Source organism: Lelliottia amnigena, assembly GCF_019047465.1.
Classification (GTDB): Bacteria; Pseudomonadota; Gammaproteobacteria; order Enterobacterales; family Enterobacteriaceae; genus Enterobacter; species Enterobacter amnigenus.
Window position 1 is genome coordinate 3,231,070 of the sequence record NZ_CP077236.1, and the last position, 16,014, is coordinate 3,247,083.

Annotated in this window: 17 protein-coding genes and 1 pseudogene; 15 read left to right on the top strand and 3 right to left on the bottom strand. The window is 55.3% G+C overall.

Features of this window, described 5'->3' with window-relative positions:
• Positions 1-5: 5 nt before the first annotated feature.
• The 6 genes and pseudogenes from I6L74_RS15130 (at position 6) to I6L74_RS15155 (ending at position 5,003) form a co-directional block, all read left to right on the top strand.
• Positions 6-521 carry a phage major tail tube protein gene (locus tag I6L74_RS15130; protein WP_059178511.1) on the top strand — a complete coding sequence of 172 codons (516 nt, stop codon included), beginning with the start codon at positions 6-8 and terminating at the stop codon, positions 519-521.
• A gap of 53 nt (positions 522-574) precedes the next feature.
• Complete coding sequence (locus I6L74_RS15135; protein WP_059178510.1) at positions 575-877, top strand: phage tail assembly protein; 303 nt, start codon at positions 575-577, stop codon at positions 875-877.
• 71 nt (positions 878-948) lie between these two features.
• A pseudogene (locus tag I6L74_RS15140) lies at positions 949-3,141 on the top strand (phage tail tape measure protein); the annotation flags it as partial.
• On the top strand, positions 3,138-3,623 hold the full coding sequence (locus I6L74_RS15145) for a phage tail protein (protein ID WP_059178508.1): 486 nt from the start codon (positions 3,138-3,140) through the stop codon (positions 3,621-3,623). The pseudogene I6L74_RS15140 and the gene I6L74_RS15145, both read left to right, overlap by 4 nt.
• Complete coding sequence (locus I6L74_RS15150; RefSeq protein WP_059178507.1) at positions 3,620-4,720, top strand: phage late control D family protein; 1,101 nt, start codon at positions 3,620-3,622, stop codon at positions 4,718-4,720. The genes I6L74_RS15145 and I6L74_RS15150 overlap by 4 nt, the downstream gene beginning before the upstream one ends.
• 67 nt (positions 4,721-4,787) lie before the next feature.
• Positions 4,788-5,003, top strand: a complete 216-nt coding sequence (locus I6L74_RS15155; RefSeq protein WP_012016760.1) for an ogr/Delta-like zinc finger family protein — start codon at positions 4,788-4,790, stop codon at positions 5,001-5,003.
• Between the two features lie 30 nt (positions 5,004-5,033).
• Here I6L74_RS15155 and I6L74_RS15160 read toward each other — a convergent pair whose 3' ends face one another.
• Positions 5,034-5,522, bottom strand: a complete 489-nt coding sequence (locus I6L74_RS15160) for a BRCT domain-containing protein (RefSeq protein ID WP_059178506.1) — start codon at positions 5,520-5,522, stop codon at positions 5,034-5,036.
• A 289-nt stretch (positions 5,523-5,811) separates the two neighbouring features.
• Positions 5,812-7,497, bottom strand: coding sequence for an aspartate:alanine antiporter (locus I6L74_RS15165; protein WP_012016762.1), 1,686 nt, complete (start codon positions 7,495-7,497; stop codon positions 5,812-5,814).
• 276 nt (positions 7,498-7,773) lie between these two features.
• Between I6L74_RS15165 and I6L74_RS15170 the strand changes: the two genes are divergently transcribed.
• Positions 7,774-8,142, top strand: coding sequence for an inner membrane protein YbjM (locus I6L74_RS15170; protein ID WP_059178505.1), 369 nt, complete (start codon positions 7,774-7,776; stop codon positions 8,140-8,142).
• A 30-nt stretch (positions 8,143-8,172) separates the two neighbouring features.
• On the opposite strand, the gene I6L74_RS15175 is transcribed toward I6L74_RS15170, so the two are convergent.
• On the bottom strand, positions 8,173-8,442 hold the full coding sequence (locus tag I6L74_RS15175; RefSeq protein ID WP_012016764.1) for a GrxA family glutaredoxin: 270 nt from the start codon (positions 8,440-8,442) through the stop codon (positions 8,173-8,175).
• Between the two features lie 184 nt (positions 8,443-8,626).
• On the opposite strand from I6L74_RS15175, the gene nfsA reads away from it, so the two are divergent.
• The 8 genes from nfsA to I6L74_RS15215 all read left to right on the top strand — a co-directional run bounded on the left by nfsA (position 8,627) and on the right by I6L74_RS15215 (position 15,911).
• Positions 8,627-9,349, top strand: a complete 723-nt coding sequence (nfsA, locus tag I6L74_RS15180; protein ID WP_059178504.1) for an oxygen-insensitive NADPH nitroreductase — start codon at positions 8,627-8,629, stop codon at positions 9,347-9,349.
• 69 nt (positions 9,350-9,418) lie between these two features.
• A complete protein-coding gene (gene rimK, locus I6L74_RS15185; RefSeq protein ID WP_059178503.1) occupies positions 9,419-10,321 on the top strand; it encodes a 30S ribosomal protein S6--L-glutamate ligase in 903 nt (300 codons plus the stop codon).
• Positions 10,322-10,375: 54 nt separating this feature from the next.
• Positions 10,376-10,855 (top strand): YbjN domain-containing protein, encoded by a 480-nt coding sequence (locus I6L74_RS15190; protein ID WP_059178502.1) that lies wholly within the window; start codon positions 10,376-10,378, stop codon positions 10,853-10,855.
• Between the two features lie 357 nt (positions 10,856-11,212).
• Positions 11,213-12,325, top strand: coding sequence for a spermidine/putrescine ABC transporter substrate-binding protein PotF (gene potF / locus I6L74_RS15195; RefSeq protein WP_012016768.1), 1,113 nt, complete (start codon positions 11,213-11,215; stop codon positions 12,323-12,325).
• Between the two features lie 107 nt (positions 12,326-12,432).
• Positions 12,433-13,566: a putrescine ABC transporter ATP-binding subunit PotG gene (potG, locus tag I6L74_RS15200; RefSeq protein ID WP_072241797.1), complete on the top strand. Its 1,134-nt coding sequence runs from the start codon at positions 12,433-12,435 to the stop codon at positions 13,564-13,566.
• A gap of 9 nt (positions 13,567-13,575) precedes the next feature.
• Positions 13,576-14,529 carry a putrescine ABC transporter permease PotH gene (gene potH / locus I6L74_RS15205; protein WP_059178500.1) on the top strand — a complete coding sequence of 318 codons (954 nt, stop codon included), beginning with the start codon at positions 13,576-13,578 and terminating at the stop codon, positions 14,527-14,529.
• The gene (gene potI, locus I6L74_RS15210; protein WP_059178499.1) at positions 14,526-15,371 is read left to right on the top strand and encodes a putrescine ABC transporter permease PotI; all 846 of its coding nucleotides are present in this window, start codon (positions 14,526-14,528) and stop codon (positions 15,369-15,371) included. The genes potH and potI overlap by 4 nt, the downstream gene beginning before the upstream one ends.
• A 42-nt stretch (positions 15,372-15,413) precedes the next feature.
• Positions 15,414-15,911 carry a YbjO family protein gene (locus I6L74_RS15215; RefSeq protein ID WP_164841601.1) on the top strand — a complete coding sequence of 166 codons (498 nt, stop codon included), beginning with the start codon at positions 15,414-15,416 and terminating at the stop codon, positions 15,909-15,911.
• Positions 15,912-16,014 lie beyond the last annotated feature (103 nt).

Here is a 16,014-nt window from a genome sequence, read left to right on the forward strand (position 1 = left end):
ACACCATGGCTTTACCACGCAAGTTAAAACACCTGAACCTGTTTAACGACGGGAACAACTGGCAGGGGATCGTCGAGTCGCTGACCCTGCCGAAATTCACCCGCAAGTTCGAGAAGTATCGCGGCGGCGGGATGCCGGGCGCGGTGGACGTGGATATGGGGCTGGATGACGGCGCGATTGATACGGAGTTCTCCATCGGGGGCACCGAGCTGTTGCTGTTCAAGCAGATGGGCAAAGCGACGGTGGACGCCATCCAGTTGCGCTTTACCGGCTCTATCCAGCGTGACGACACAGGCGAAGTGCAGGCGGTTGAACTGGTTGTGCGCGGGCGTCACAAAGAGCTGGATTCCGGCGAGTGGAAAACGGGCGAGAGCAGCACAACCAAAGTCACCAGCACCAACAGCTACGCGAAGCTGACCATTAACGGCGACGTGCTGTATGAGGTCGATCTGGTCAACATGATTGAAATCGTGGACGGCGTGGACCTGATGGAAGCGCACCGTAACGCCCTCGGCCTCTGATTAACCTTAACGGCGCGGGCAGCCGCGCCAGTACCCACGAACAGGACACGAACATGAGCGATAAACCGACCGAAAAGGCCGTGCAGCTGGATACCCCGATCAAGCGCGGCAAAACAGAAATCACCGAAATCATTCTGCGTAAACCGCAGTCCGGCGCGCTGCGTGGCACCCGCCTGCAGGCCATCATGGATATGGATGTGGGCGCGATGATGACCGTTATTCCGCGTATTTCCACGCCGACCCTGACCGCGCAGGAAATGGCGGAGCTGGACCCCGCCGACCTCACCGCACTGTCGGTCGAGGTGGTGACTTTTTTATTGAAGAAGTCGGTGCTTGCCGGTTTGCCGACAGCCTGACGGTTGATGACCTGGTGGCAGACATTGCCACCATCTTTCACTGGTCGCCGTCCGTCACTGACGTTATGCCGTTAGGAGAACAGCAACGAAGAATGCATGCCGTCCGCGCCACCTATTCCCGTAGCCTGGAGGTCCGTGACCGTATCGCCGGAGCCGGAGCAAGCACCACTGCGGCAGGTGTCGGAATGGGCGCACCGGTGATGGCGGCGGTGAAAAGCTACGCCAGCATGGAAGATGCCATGAAGGGCGTGGCAAAGCAGGTCAACGGCCTGCGCGACGACAACGGCAACCGTACCGCCCGGTTCTACGAAATGCAGGACGCCATCAAAGCCGCCAGTGAAAAGCTACCGATGGAAAACGGCGCAGTAGATTATGCCGCGCTGGTTGAAGGCGGGGCGCGCATGAACGTGGCGAACCCCAACGATTCCTGGGCGGACCAGAAGCGCGACCTGCTGGCTTTCGCGAGCACAGCGGCCAAAGCGTCCACGGCGTTCGAACTGCCCGCTGATGAGCTGTCCGAAGGGCTGGGGAAAATCGCCAGTCTGTATAAGGTGCCAACCCGCAATATCGAACAGCTGGGCGACGCGCTGAACTACCTGGACGATAACGCCATGTCAAAGGGCGCTGACATTATCGACGTGCTGCAGCGTATGGGGGGCGTGGCGGACCGTCTGGATTATCGCAAGGCCGCCGCGCTCGGCTCCACGTTCCTGTCATTAGGTGCTGCGCCAGAAATTGCCGCCAGCGCGTCGAACGCCATGGTGCGCGAGCTGTCGATTGCCTCCATGCAGAGCAATCGATTCATGGACGGTATGGATCTCCTGAAGCTGAAACCAGCAGAGCTTGAAAAGCAGATGACAAAGGACGCTATGGGGACCATTCAGCGCGTGCTGGAGAAGGTCAACCATCTGCCGCAGGACAAGCGTTTATCTGCCATGACGATGCTGTTTGGCAAAGAATTTGGCGACGATGCGGCGAAGCTCGCGAACAACCTGCCGGAGCTGCAGCGCCAGCTCAGACTCACGGCCGGCGGTGACGCGAATGGCTCCATGCAGAAAGAATCCGATATCAACAAGGATTCTCTTTCCGCGCAGTGGTTGCTGGTCAAAACGGGGGCGCAGAACGCGTTCAGCAGTCTGGGCGAAACGCTGCGCGAGCCGCTGCTGTCCATCATGAACACGGTGAAAGAAGTCACCGGCACGTTCCGGCGCTGGGTGGAAGAAAACCCGCGACTGGCGGGCGGTCTGCTGAAAGTGGGGGCGGCATTCGCCGCGCTCGCCGTGGTGCTCGGAACGGTCATGCTGGCGGTGGCTGCGTTGCTCGGTCCGCTGGCACTGATGCGCCTGCAGTTTTCTATTCTCGGTATCAAAGGCGGTGGCGCGTTCGGCCTGATTAGCAGCGCGATTAGCGGTGCCGGTAAAAGTGTGGTGTGGCTGGGCCGCCTGATGATGGCGAACCCGATTCTGGCGGCGGTCAGCCTGATTGCCATGGGGGCGATTTACATCTGGCAGAACTGGGAGACGCTGGGGCCGAAATTCAGGGCGCTGTGGGAGGCTGTCAGTAATGGCGTGTCGGCAGCATGGGCGATTGTCAGGCAGACCATTAGCCAGAAATGGACGGAAATCATCAGCGATATTGCCGCGCTACCGGAGAAATTCAAAGCCATGGGCAGCGCGATTATCGACAGCGTTCTCGACGGCATCAATGAAAAGTGGGAGGCGCTGAAAAGCAAGCTGGCGTCAGTCACGGATTACTTGCCTGACTGGATGACCGGCAACACCACAACGACACCGCAGGTGCAGATTGTCGGGGCGGCCACGCCGCGACCCATACCGCCGGGTGGTAGTTTTGCGGGAATGTATGACAGCGGTGGCGCAATACCGCGCGGGCAGTTTGGCATCGTGGGCGAGAACGGTCCGGAAATTGTCAACGGTCCGGCGAATGTGACCAGCAGGCGACGCACTGCGGCGCTGGCGTCCGTGGTGGCCGGAGTGATGGGCGTAACAGCCGCGCCTGCAGAGGCCGCGCCGCTGCATCCGTTCAGCCTGCCGGTCAGGGCGTATCAGCCGCAGCCGGTGAAGGATGACAGTCCGCCAACCATTATCCGTTATGAGATTAACGCGCCGATCCATATCACCGCCCAGCCAGGGCAAAGCGCACAGGATATTGCCCGCGAAGTGGCGCGACAGCTCGATGAGCGAGAACGCCGGGCCAGGGCAAAAGCGCGCAGCAATTACAGCGATCAGGGGGGGTACGAATCATGATGATGGTGCTGGGTTTGTACGTGTTTATGCTGCGCACCGTGCCCTATCAGGAGCTGCAGTATCAGCGCAGCTGGCGGCACGCCGCCAACAACCGGGTGAACCGTCGTCCGTCCACGCAGTTTCTTGGCCCGGATAACGATTCCCTGACGCTTTCCGGCGTGCTGCTGCCGGAAGTCACCGGCGGCAGGCTGTCTCTGCTGGCACTGGAGCAGATGGCGGAGCTGGGCAAAGCGTGGCCGCTGATTGAGGGGAGCGGCACTATCTATGGCATGTTTGTGATCGAGATTCTGAGTCAGACCAAAACGGAGTTTTTCGAAAGCGGAATGCCGCGGCGGATTGAGTTTACGCTGACCCTGAAACGGGTGGATGAGTCGCTTTCGGATATGTTCGGCAGTCTGAGCGATCAGCTCAGCAACCTGCAGGACACGGCGACGTCTGCGATTGGCAAAGTGAAAAATATGGCGGGAGGGCTGCTGTCATGAATCTGAATTCAAGTCTCATGAACCTGACCAGCAAAAGCCCGGCGTTCAGTATCACCATCGAAGGCAGGGATGTGACGACGGTGATGGACGCGCGCCTGATGAGCCTGACGCTGACCGACAACCGGGGCTTTGAGGCGGACCAGCTCGATCTGGAGCTGGACGACGCGGACGGAATGATTGTTCTGCCGCGTCGGGGGGCGGTGATCCATCTGGCGCTCGGATGGAAAGGGCAGCCGCTGTTCCCGAAAGGGGCGTTTACCGTGGATGAAATCGAACATTCCGGCGCACCTGACCGGCTGACCGTCCGTGCGCGCAGCGCTGATTTTCGCGAAACCCTGAACACCCGGCGTGAAAAGTCCTGGCACCAGACCACGGTGGGCGCGGTGGTGAAGGAAATTGCTGCTCGCCACAACCTGAAAGTGGCGCTGGGCACAGACCTGACGGAAAAGACACTGGACCATCTGGACCAGACCAATGAGAGCGACGCGAGTTTTCTGATGAAGCTGGCGCGCCAGTTCGGGGCGATTGCGTCCGTGAAAGACGGAAACCTGCTGTTTATCCGCCAGGGACAGGGCAGAACGGCCAGCGGAAAGCCGCTGCCGGTTATCACCATCACCCGCCAGGCTGGAGACGGCCATCGGTTTTCCCTGGCTGACCGTGGAGCCTACACTGGCGTGATTGCCAGCTGGCTGCACACCCGTGAACCGAAGAAGAAAGAGACGACGAAGGTGAAGCGACGCCGCAAGAAAACCGCCGCGCCCAAAGCGCCGGAGGAAAAGCAGGGTGACTACCTGGTGGGAACGGATGAAAACGTGCTGGTCCTGAGCCGGACCTACGCCAACCGGGGCAATGCGGAACGGGCGGCAAAGATGCAGTGGGAGCGTCTGCAGCGCGGGGTGGCGTCGTTCTCCCTGCAGCTCGCAGAAGGGCGGGCGGATCTCTATACCGAAATGCCGGTCAAGGTCAGGGGCTTTAAGCAGCCGATTGATGATGCGGAGTGGACCATCACCACGCTGACGCATACGGTGAACCCGGACAGTGGGTTTACCACCAGTCTGGATCTCGAAGTGAAAATTGACGAGTTCGAAATTGAATGATTAGTTCCAAAATGAGAACAATGATGTATCATTATTGCGAACTGGTTAAGAGTGAGGGCTGAACAAAATGATGAATTGTCCGATGTGCGGCCAGGCCGCGCATACACGCAGTAGCTTTCAGGTCTCCAGTGAGACCAAAGAACGCTACAACCAGTGCACCAATATTGAGTGCGGGCATACGTTCGTGACACATGAGACGTTTGTCCGTTCTGTATGCCGCCCGCAAAAAATCAGCGCCGCGCCTCCCCATCCGAAAGGAATGCAGGAGCAATTAGCTTACTAACCCGCCAATGGCGGGTTTTGTTTGTGTAACTCAGAAGTCAGGTATCTCGCCGGTTTCAATGAAATGATTAAAACCAGACTCATCAATGATGACAGTCCCTTTCATCCTTGCTGCGTTAACTTTTGATGGTCCCGCATTGTAGCCGCAGCAAAGTATCTGAAGATTTTTTGTGACCGAGTCTCGTACTGTTAACTCATTCTCAGAAGCAACGGCGATCAGACGCTCTTTGTCTGCTTTTTTGAAGCCGGTAAAACAGATATCAAAGGTTTGCTGCTTGAGGGCGGTTTTGCTTTTAGAAACGAGGTGGGAATAGCTATCGGGATTAAAGGTATCGCAAGAGCCGAAAGCCTCTTCAGCAGAACCGTATTCCTTAAGGATGCGATCCAGACGGTAGGTCTTAACTGAGTTGCTCTTGGTACAAACCCCTTGCAGGTGGTGTTCGCTGCGGCTGATATTTATTAGTGAATGGACACCAATTCGCGCATTACCATTGATGTAAACAAAGTGCATTTCTTCCATGTGGCTGCCTCAGAGTTTTCAAGATCATCCCCTTAACGAGCCGCCAAAAATTTCGCTGTCGCCATTCTGTCGCCACGGATGAAGAGGAATGTGTCTAAGTGACTGATTATGAATGGGCAGAATAGCAGGCAACAAAAAACCCATCAACCTTGAACCAAAACGGCGGGGTTGATGGGCTCCACAAATTGGGGGACATCAAAGAAAAGCAGTGGCACTAATTATGACTGCCTCCTTTTGGAAAAGTTCTGCGCATATCTAAAATAATTTTCTCGATGCGCAAACTTGAGAGTTATCCGAGTCCCGGCCAGATGATGATGATCAGCGTACCCGCCAGCGTCAACAGCACGTTAGCAATGGCGTATGTGCCCGCGTAGCCCAGGGCCGGGATGTTACTGCGTGCAGTATCGCTGATGATTTCCATCGCGGGCGCACAGGTGCGGGCACCCATCATCGCGCCAAATAACATGGCGCGGTTCATGCGCAGAACGTAAGCGCCGAACAGGAAACAGATCACCACCGGCAGCAGGCTGACAATCAAACCGGCGACCAACATCTGCCAGCCGACGGCACCCAGACTGTGTCCAATACCGCTGCCCGCGCTCAAACCCACGCCCGCCATAAAGACCATCAGGCCAAACTCTTTCACCATATTCAGCGCGCCCTGCGGGATATAGCCGAAGGTTGGGTGGTTAGCACGCAGGAAGCCCAGCATAATTCCGGCGAATAAGAGCCCGGCGGCGTTGCCAACGCCAAAGCTGAAGTTGCTGAACTGGAACGTGATCATCCCAATCATCAGGCCGACAATAAAGAAGGCGCAGAAAGCCAGCAGATCGGTCACCTGGCTGTGGATGGAGATAAAGCCGATACGGTCGGCAACGGTTTTCACGCGGCGTGCGTCGCCGCTTACCTGGAGCACGTCGCCCTTGTTGAGAACGACATTGTCGTCGATCGGCATTTCAATCTGGCTGCGGATCACGCGGTTTAAGAAGCAACCGTGATCGGTCAGCTTAAGTTGCGCCAGGCGGCGGCCCACGGCGTTGTGGTTTTTGACCACAATCTCTTCGGTAACGATGCGCATGTCGAGCAGATCGCGGTCAAACACCTCTTTGCCGTTACGGAAGCTGGGATCGAGACGGGCATGCGCATCGGGATAACCTACCAGCGCGATATCGTCGCCCATCTGCAACACCGCGTCGCCATCCGGGTTCGCCAGAATGCCGTTGCGGCGAATGCGTTCGATGTAACAGCCGGTCTGGCGATAGATCCCCAGCTCACGCAAATTTTTACCGTCAGCCCAGGCTACCAGCTCCGGCCCCACGCGATAGGCGCGGATCACCGGTAAGTAGACTTTGCGTTTAGTGTCAGTGTCCAGGCCGCGTTCACGGGCGATTTGCTGGGCGCTGGTTTGCAAATCCTGGTGCTGTAATTTTGGCAAATAGCGTGCGGCGACAATCAGACTGACCAGACCGATCAGATAGGTAAGGGCATAACCCAAACTCAGATGATCGAGCGCAACGGAAAGTTGGCTCCCTTCCATCCCCGAGTGGCGCAACGTGTCGCCAGCGCCGACGAGAACGGGCGTCGAGGTCATCGATCCTGCCAGCATGCCTGCAGTTAACCCGATATCCCAGCCAAACAGTTTGCCCAACCCTAACGCGATAATCAGTGCGCTACCGACCATCACCAGCGCCAGCATCAGATAATTTTTGCCGTCGCGAAAGAAAATTGAAAAAAAGTTCGGGCCCGCTTCCACGCCTACGCAAAAAATAAACAGCATAAATCCAAGGTTTAGCGCGTCGGTGTTAATGCTGAAATGTTGTTGGCCTAATAATAATGAGACGACTAAAACGCCAATGGAATTACCGAGTTGAACTGAACCCAGGCGTAATTTGCCCAGGCACAGGCCTAATGCCAGTACAACAAATAATAACAGGATGTAATTCCCGTTTAACAAATCTGCGACGTTTATATTCACGAAGGCTAACTTCTTGTTTACCGTTAAGCTGTTGAAAGAAAGGGTTATTTAGGCTACTGTTTTGTTCCATGCGCGAGCAGAAAAATACACTTTTCACACACTAAGAATATATCCGAAGAACAATAACTGGCCGATAGTCTAATCGCATTGGATATTCAGAGCCAGTAAAGATCGCATATCACCTATGGGCTTTGGCAAGGAGTGCCACGTTGCTTTATCTGACTGGGCGTCCGCTGGACGAATGTGTATTCGATAGAGATGAAGTCAGGAGGATTTTTGAACATAAAACGGAACTGGGCGGGGGTCGCCTGCTGTTTCTTGTTGTTTACCGTGGTTTGCCTGGTATTAGCGAATGTGAAGGGCGCGTTTCGGTCATCAGGTCATCCTGAGCTGGGGTTACTGTTTTTCATTCTCCCAGGGATAGTGGCCAGTTTTCTGACGCGCGGTGAAGCGGTATTTAAGTCGTTGATTGGTGCGGTTCTGGCGGCACCGCTATGCCTGGTGGTGATGCGTTGGGTGTTTGTACCGTCGCGTTCGCTGTGGCAGGAACTGGCGTGGCTGATGAGCGGGATATTCTGGTGTGCGCTGGGCGCGCTGTGCTTTCTCTTTGCGCGCAGTCTGATCCGACGTCTGCGTCACAAATAAAAACGCCCTCCAGAGAGGGCGCTTCACACATTACTGGGCAGCAAAAAGACCCAGATTCTCTTTCGCATAGGCTTCGAAATCAGTGAAACCACCAATGTGCGTCTGATCGAGGAAAATCTGCGGCACGGTTTCAACCGGTTTACCCACGGTTTTTTCGAGGTCAGATTTGCTGATGCCTTCCGCGTGGATATCAACGTAGCGGAAGTTAAAGTCATCACGCTCAGCGGTCAGTTTTTCTGCCAGTTCTTTAGCGCGCACGCAGTAAGGGCAACCTGGACGTCCAAAAATCACTGCAAACATATCTCTCTCCTAAAACGTAAGCCCGACGGCGAATGACGCTTATAGTGCACGATAACCTGCCCTCATGAAAAGCAGGTTTCACCTGTCGCTTTGATATCTTTAGGCTATATTTCGCCAATTACACGTTCGCCATCTTTGCCTATACTGGCTGGAAACCGCGTAAAGAGAGAGAAAAGAGAGACCCATGACCCCGACGATTGATGTGATCCGTTCCCACCGTTCTATCCGCCATTACACCGACCAACCGATTACGGATGCCCAGCGGGAAGCGATTATCGCGAGCGCGCAGGGAACCTCCAGCTCCAGCTTTTTACAGTGCACGTCGATTATCCGCATTACCGATCCCTCGATGCGTGAGCAACTGGTGACGCTGACCGGCGGGCAGAAGCATGTCGGGCAAGCGGCTGAGTTTTGGGTATTCTGCGCCGATTTTAATCGTCATCTGCAAATTTGTCCCGATGCGCAACTGGGGCTGGCGGAACAGCTGCTGCTGGGCGTGGTGGATACCGCAATGATGGCGCAAAATGCGTTAACAGCCGCGGAATCGCTGGGTTTGGGTGGCGTGTATATCGGTGGCATTCGCAATAACATTGAAAGTGTGACGGAACTGCTGCAACTGCCAAAACACGTTTTACCGCTGTTTGGCCTGTGCCTTGGCTGGCCCGCTGATAACCCGGACGTGAAACCGCGTATTCCTGCTGCGATGCTGATGCATGAAAATCACTATCAGCCCGTGGATGCTGACGTGCTGGCGCAGTACGACGAAGACCTGGCCAACTATTATCTGACGCGCGACAGCAATAATCGTCGCGACACCTGGAGTGACCATATTCGTCGCACCATTATTAAAGAAAACCGTCCGTTTATTCTCGACTATTTACATAAACAGGGCTGGGCCGTGCGATAGCACATTTATCCTGCGCCCTGCTGCGTATATGATACGCAGGCTCTTATTGAGTTTTTAGAGAGGTGCAGGGTGAAAATTGCCATTTTGTCCCGGGATGGAACGCTCTATTCTTGTAAGCGCCTGCTTGATGCGGCGAATAAGCGTGGCCATTCGGTTGAGATCCTCGATCCGCTGTCGTGCTATATGAACATCAGCCCGGCAGCGTCTTCAATCCATTATAAAGGTCGCCAGTTACCGCACTTCGATGCGGTGATCCCGCGCATCGGTTCGCAAATGACCTTCTATGGCACCGCCGCGTTGCGTCAGTTCGAGATGCTCGGCAGTTATCCCCTGAATGAATCTGTTGCCATTACCCGCGCGCGCGATAAATTGCGTTCCCTGCAGTTACTCGCCCGACAGGGCATCGATTTACCGATGACCGGCATTGCCCATTCGCCCGACGACACCAGCGATTTAATTGCAATGGTGGGCGGCGCACCGCTGGTGGTGAAGCTGGTGGAGGGCACCCAGGGCATTGGAGTGGTGCTGGCCGAAACGCGTCAGGCAGCCGAGAGCGTGATTGACGCGTTTCGCGGCCTGAATGCGCATATTCTGGTGCAGGAATATATCGAAGAGGCGAAAGGGCGCGATATTCGCTGTCTGGTCGTCGGCAATGAGGTGGTGGCGGCGATTGAACGCCAGGCGAAAGACGGGGATTTCCGCTCTAATTTGCACCGTGGCGGCGTGGCGCGTATCGCGAACATCACCGAGCGCGAACGTGAAATCGCCATTACAGCGGCGCAAACCCTTGGACTGGATATTGCGGGCGTGGATATTTTGCGCGCTAACCGGGGGCCGCTGGTGATGGAGGTTAATGCCTCGCCAGGCCTTGAAGGGATAGAGAAAACCACGGGCGTCGATATTGCGGGTAAAATGATCTCATGGATTGAGCGCCACGCCACGCCGGGCTATTGCCTGAAAACGGGTGGTTAGGAACACGCTTTTTGCGTACTCTAAGCAAAGTTTTTTATTACGAGGCTGCACTCTATGGATTTACAGGTCGTTCCAACTCTGGATACGTTACGTCACTGGCTCGACGATGCTGGCATCACTTACTTTGAGTGTGATTCCTGTCAGGCGTTGCACCTGCCGCACATGCAAAATTTCGACGGCATTTTTGACGCCAAAATCGACCTGATTAACGACGTAATTCTTTTCTCGGCGCTGGCCGAAGTAAAACCGTCGGCACTGCTGGCCCTGGCCTCTGATTTATCGGCAATCAATGCCGGTTCTTTGACCGTGAAAGCATTTCTCGATATTCAGGATGATAATCTGCCAAAATTGGTGGTTTGCCAGTCTTTATGCGCCGGTGCGGGGTTGTCATTTCAGCAGTTTGCCTGGTTTATGCGCCAGAGCGAAGAGCAAATCTCGATGGTGATGTTAGAGGCCAGCGCGCACCACCTGCTCTTTATGGCTGAAGATGAAGAGGTCGAGAATAACGATTCACGCGACGCGTTTCTGCACTAAAACGCGCTGACACTCTCGCAGTCGCTACCGCAGCGGCTGCATAACACCCTCTAATCTGCTGCTATTAACCTCCCTTTAAAGAATATTTCACCTGTCTGCGGGCCTGTTCGGCTTATCACATAGACCCTTTCTGCGTAAAAAATTGATAAAAACCGCTTTTTAATCTGGGCTATAGCCTGGGGCACAGGCTACAGTTATTCTTGCGGAGCTTAAAAAAGCGAGCGAAAACTGCCAGAAGGTTTTTTCTTTTGCGTCAGGCAGAGCGACAAAATATGCATGATTCTTGCATATCCCCAAATGCATGCTTTTAGTTCGTTTGTTAACAACAGTTAACGAGCTTTCATAAGGAATAACGATATGGTCGCCTTTAATAAAAAATGGTTATCGGGTCTGGTTGCGGGCGCTCTGATGGCTGTCTCTGCCGGTACGCTCGCTGCGGAACAAAAAACGCTGCACATTTATAACTGGTCTGATTATATCGCGCCGGATACGGTGGCGAATTTCGAAAAAGAGACCGGGATTAAAGTGGTTTACGACGTCTTTGACTCCAACGAAGTGCTGGAAGGCAAATTGATGGCGGGCAGCACCGGCTTTGACCTGGTGGTTCCCTCGGCCAGTTTCCTTGAGCGCCAGCTGGCGGCCGGCGTTTTCCAGCCGCTGGATAAGAGCAAGATGCCGAACTGGAAAAACCTCGATCCTGAAGTGCTGAAGATGGTCGCGAAGCACGATCCGGATAACAAATACGCCTTACCGTATTTGTGGGCGACGACCGGGATTGGCTACAACGTCGATAAAGTGAAAAAGGCGCTGGGAACCGACGTACCGCTGGACAGCTGGGATATGGTGCTGAAACCGGAAAACCTGGCCAAGCTGAAAAGCTGCGGCGTCTCATTCCTCGATGCGCCTGAAGAGATTTTTGCCACCGTGCTGAATTACCTCGGCAAAGATCCGAACAGCACCAAAGCAGATGACTACACCGGGCCGGCCACCGACCTGCTGCTCAAGCTGCGTCCAAACATTCGTTACTTCCATTCATCTCAGTACATTAACGATCTCGCTAACGGCGATATCTGTGTTGCCATCGGCTGGGCGGGTGATGTGTGGCAAGCGGCCAACCGCGCGAAAGAAGCGAAGAATGGCGTGAACGTGACCTATACGATCCCGAAAGAGGGCGCGCTGGCGTTCTTTGACGTCTTCGCGATGCCTGCGGATGCGAAAAACAAAGATGAAGCCTATCAGTTCCTGAACTACCTGCTGCGTCCGGAAGTGATTGCCCATATCAGCGATCACGTCTTCTACGCCAACGGTAACAAAGCGTCTGTGCCGCTGATCAGCGCTGAAGTCCGTGACAATCCGGCGATCTTCCCGCCGGCAGATGTGTTCGCCAAGCTGTTCACGCTGAAAGTACAAGACCCGAAAATCGACCGCGTGCGTACCCGTGCGTGGACGAAGGTGAAAAGCGGTAAATAATTCATTCACCGACTTTTTCCAGGCCGGGAATGTTCAGAACATCCCGGCAACAGGCGCACCGAAAGGGTGCGCCTGCACCAGTTTAGATTGATGCCGGAGAGCACCCCGTGAATGAAGCGACCCCCCGCCCGCAGGCGAAAACCCGTAAAGCGCTGACCCCGCTTCTTGAAATCCGTAACCTGACGAAGTCCTTTGATGGTCAGCATGCCGTGGACGATGTCAGCCTCACCATCTACAAAGGCGAGATCTTTGCGCTGCTTGGCGCGTCCGGCTGTGGTAAATCCACGCTGTTACGGATGTTGGCCGGTTTTGAACAGCCGACAGCCGGGCAAATTATGCTGGATGGCGTCGATCTCTCCCGCGTGCCGCCTTACGAACGCCCGATCAATATGATGTTTCAGTCATACGCGCTGTTCCCCCATATGACGGTGGAGCAGAACATCGCGTTTGGCCTGAAGCAGGACAAGCTGCCAAAAGCCGAAATCACCGCACGCGTGGCCGAAATGCTCAGCCTGGTGCATATGCAGGAATTCGCGAAGCGCAAGCCGCACCAGCTTTCTGGAGGTCAGCGTCAGCGCGTCGCGCTGGCGCGTAGCCTGGCAAAACGACCAAAACTGCTGCTGCTTGACGAGCCCATGGGCGCGCTGGACAAAAAGCTGCGCGACCGTATGCAGCTCGAAGTGGTGGATATTCTTGAGCGCGTGGGTGCGACCTGTGTGATGGTGACGCACGATCAGGAAGAGGCCATGACCATGGCCGGACGTATCGCGATCATGAACCGCGGTAAGTTCGTGCAAATCGGCGAGCCGGAGGAGATTTACGAGCACCCGACCACGCGCTACAGCGCGGAATTTATAGGTTCGGTCAATGTGTTTGAAGGGTTGCTGAAAGAACGTCAGGAAGATGGTCTGGTGATTGAAGCGCCAGGGCTGGTGCATCCGCTGAAAGTAGATCCTGACGCCTCGGTCGTGGATAACGTGCCGGTTTACGTTGCACTGCGTCCGGAAAAAATCATGCTCTGCGAGGCGTCGCCTGCCGATGGCTATAACCTTGCCGTCGGAGAAGTGGTGCATATTGCATACCTGGGCGATCTCTCGATTTATCACGTTCGACTCAAAAGCGGACAGATGATCAGCGCCCAGTTGCAGAACGAACACCGTTACCGAAAAGGGCTGCCAACGTGGGGCGATGAAGTGCGTCTGTGCTGGGACGCGGACAGTTGCGTCGTGCTGACGGTATAAGGAGCGGCAATGAGTACACTTGAACCCCCTGTCCGCGAGCCTAAAACCAGCGGATTCGCGAAATGGCTGACGCATATGCAGATGGCGCATGGCCGCAAGCTGGTGATCGCCATGCCGTATGTGTGGCTGATCCTGCTGTTCCTGCTGCCATTCCTGATTGTCTTCAAGATCAGTCTCGCCGAAATGGCGCGGGCGATCCCGCCTTATTCCAATCTGATGGAGTGGGCGGACGGAACGCTGACGATCGCGCTGAATTTGGGTAATTATTTACAGCTCACCGACGATCCGCTCTATTTCGAAGCATATTTGCAGTCGTTGCAAATAGCCGCGGTCTCGACGATCTGCTGTCTGGCGATCGGCTATCCGCTTGCGTGGGCGGTGGCGCACAGCAAACCGTCGACGCGCAATATTCTGCTGTTGCTGGTGATTCTGCCGTCATGGACCTCGTTTCTGATCCGCGTGTACGCGTGGATGGGGATCCTGAAAAACAATGGCGTGCTGAATAACTTCTTGCTGTGGCTCGGCGTTATCGATCAGCCGCTGACGATTTTGCACACCAATCTGGCGGTGTATATCGGCATTGTGTACGCCTATCTGCCGTTTATGGTACTGCCCATTTATACGGCGCTGACGCGCATTGATTACTCGCTGGTGGAGGCCTCACTGGATCTCGGTGCCCGTCCGCTGAAAACGTTTTTTAATGTGATTGTCCCGCTCACCAAAGGCGGAATTATCGCGGGGTCGATGCTGGTGTTTATCCCGGCGGTCGGTGAGTTTGTTATCCCGGAACTGCTCGGCGGCCCGGACAGCATCATGATTGGCCGCGTGCTGTGGCAGGAGTTCTTCAACAACCGCGACTGGCCGGTGGCCTCTGCGGTCGCGATTGTCATGCTGCTGCTGCTGATCGTGCCGATCATGTGGTTCCACAAGCATCAGCAAAAACAGATGGGAGATCACGGATGAATAATTTACCGGTCGTACGCTCTCCGTGGCGCATTCTGATTCTGGTGCTGAGCTTCACGTTCCTTTACGCCCCGATGTTGATGCTGGTGATCTACTCGTTCAACAGCTCCAAACTTGTGACCGTTTGGGCGGGCTGGTCGACGCGGTGGTACGGCGAACTTTTCCACGATACCGCCATGATGAGCGCGGTGGGGTTGAGTCTGACGATTGCCGCCTGCGCGGCCACGATGGCCTCTATTCTTGGCACCATTGCCGCACTGGTAATGGTGCGATTTGGTCGCTTCCGTGGCTCGACGGGCTTTGCGTTTATGATAACTGCTCCGCTGGTCATGCCGGACGTCATCACGGGTTTGTCGTTGCTGCTGCTGTTTGTCGCGCTGGCGCATGCGATTGGCTGGCCGGCGGATCGGGGCATGTTGACCATCTGGCTGGCGCACGTCACCTTCTGTACCGCCTATGTGGCGGTGGTGATTTCGTCGCGTCTGCGCGAGCTGGATCATTCGATTGAAGAGGCGGCGATGGATCTCGGTGCTACGCCGGTAAAAGTCTTCTTCATCATTACGCTGCCGATGATTATGCCTGCGGTGATCTCGGGTTGGCTGCTGGCGTTTACGCTGTCGCTCGACGACCTGGTGATTGCCAGCTTCGTTTCAGGCCCGGGTGCCACGACGCTCCCGATGCTGGTTTTCTCCAGCGTACGCATGGGCGTTAACCCTGAGATCAACGCCCTGGCGTCAATCATTTTAGGGGTTGTGGGCGTCGTGGGCTTTATCGCCTGGTATCTGATGGCGCGCGCGGAAAAACAGCGCGTGCGCGATATCCAGCGTGCAAGACGCGGCTGAAGCATTTAAAATTCTCAATGAAGTGCCGCGCGTGTCGCGGCACTGTTTTTCAGGGAAGTAAAAACATTGGGATTCTTAACGAAATCGCGACAAGCACATGCTCGCCTGAACGTACCTGCTCTTGTGCAGGTAGCGGCGCTCGCCATTATTATGATCCGCTGTCTGGATTTAGTGATGCTGTTTAATATGCTGGGTCTGCGCGGCGTGGGGGAATTTATCCATCGCAGCGTGCAAACGTGGAATTTGACACTCGTTTTCATGGGCAGCCTGGCGCTGGTTTTCGTTGAGATCTACTGCGCTTTTTCCCTGGCGAAAGGACGTAACTGGGCGCGGTGGGTGTTTCTGCTGACGCAGGTGATTGCCACCGGTTATCTGTGGGCCGCGTCGATCGGCTATGGGTATCCCGAGCTGTTCAGTATTGCCGGTGAGTCGAAACGGGAAATTTTCCGCTCGCTTATGCTGCAAAAACTTCCGGATCTGCTGGTGCTGTTCCTCCTCTTTGTTCCTGCGTCCAGCCGACGGTTTTTCCGTCTGCAATAATGTGTATACACGTCATCCTTCAAGCTGTCGCTGCGTTGGCTGCGTCTGCTCACCCCAGTCACTTACTTAAGTAAACGCCGGGGATTCTTAGACTTGCCGCCTT

Coding starts and splice junctions, on each gene's coding strand:
- I6L74_RS15130 (WP_059178511.1), top strand. CDS start 6: ATGGCTTTACCACGCAAGTTAAAACACCTGAACCTGTTTAACGACGGG.
- I6L74_RS15135 (WP_059178510.1), top strand. CDS start 575: ATGAGCGATAAACCGACCGAAAAGGCCGTGCAGCTGGATACCCCGATC.
- I6L74_RS15145 (WP_059178508.1), top strand. CDS start 3,138: ATGATGATGGTGCTGGGTTTGTACGTGTTTATGCTGCGCACCGTGCCC.
- I6L74_RS15150 (WP_059178507.1), top strand. CDS start 3,620: ATGAATCTGAATTCAAGTCTCATGAACCTGACCAGCAAAAGCCCGGCG.
- I6L74_RS15155 (WP_012016760.1), top strand. CDS start 4,788: ATGATGAATTGTCCGATGTGCGGCCAGGCCGCGCATACACGCAGTAGC.
- I6L74_RS15160 (WP_059178506.1), bottom strand. CDS start 5,522: ATGGAAGAAATGCACTTTGTTTACATCAATGGTAATGCGCGAATTGGT.
- I6L74_RS15175 (WP_012016764.1), bottom strand. CDS start 8,442: ATGTTTGCAGTGATTTTTGGACGTCCAGGTTGCCCTTACTGCGTGCGC.
- nfsA (WP_059178504.1), top strand. CDS start 8,627: ATGACCCCGACGATTGATGTGATCCGTTCCCACCGTTCTATCCGCCAT.
- I6L74_RS15190 (WP_059178502.1), top strand. CDS start 10,376: ATGGATTTACAGGTCGTTCCAACTCTGGATACGTTACGTCACTGGCTC.
- potF (WP_012016768.1), top strand. CDS start 11,213: ATGGTCGCCTTTAATAAAAAATGGTTATCGGGTCTGGTTGCGGGCGCT.
- potH (WP_059178500.1), top strand. CDS start 13,576: ATGAGTACACTTGAACCCCCTGTCCGCGAGCCTAAAACCAGCGGATTC.
- potI (WP_059178499.1), top strand. CDS start 14,526: ATGAATAATTTACCGGTCGTACGCTCTCCGTGGCGCATTCTGATTCTG.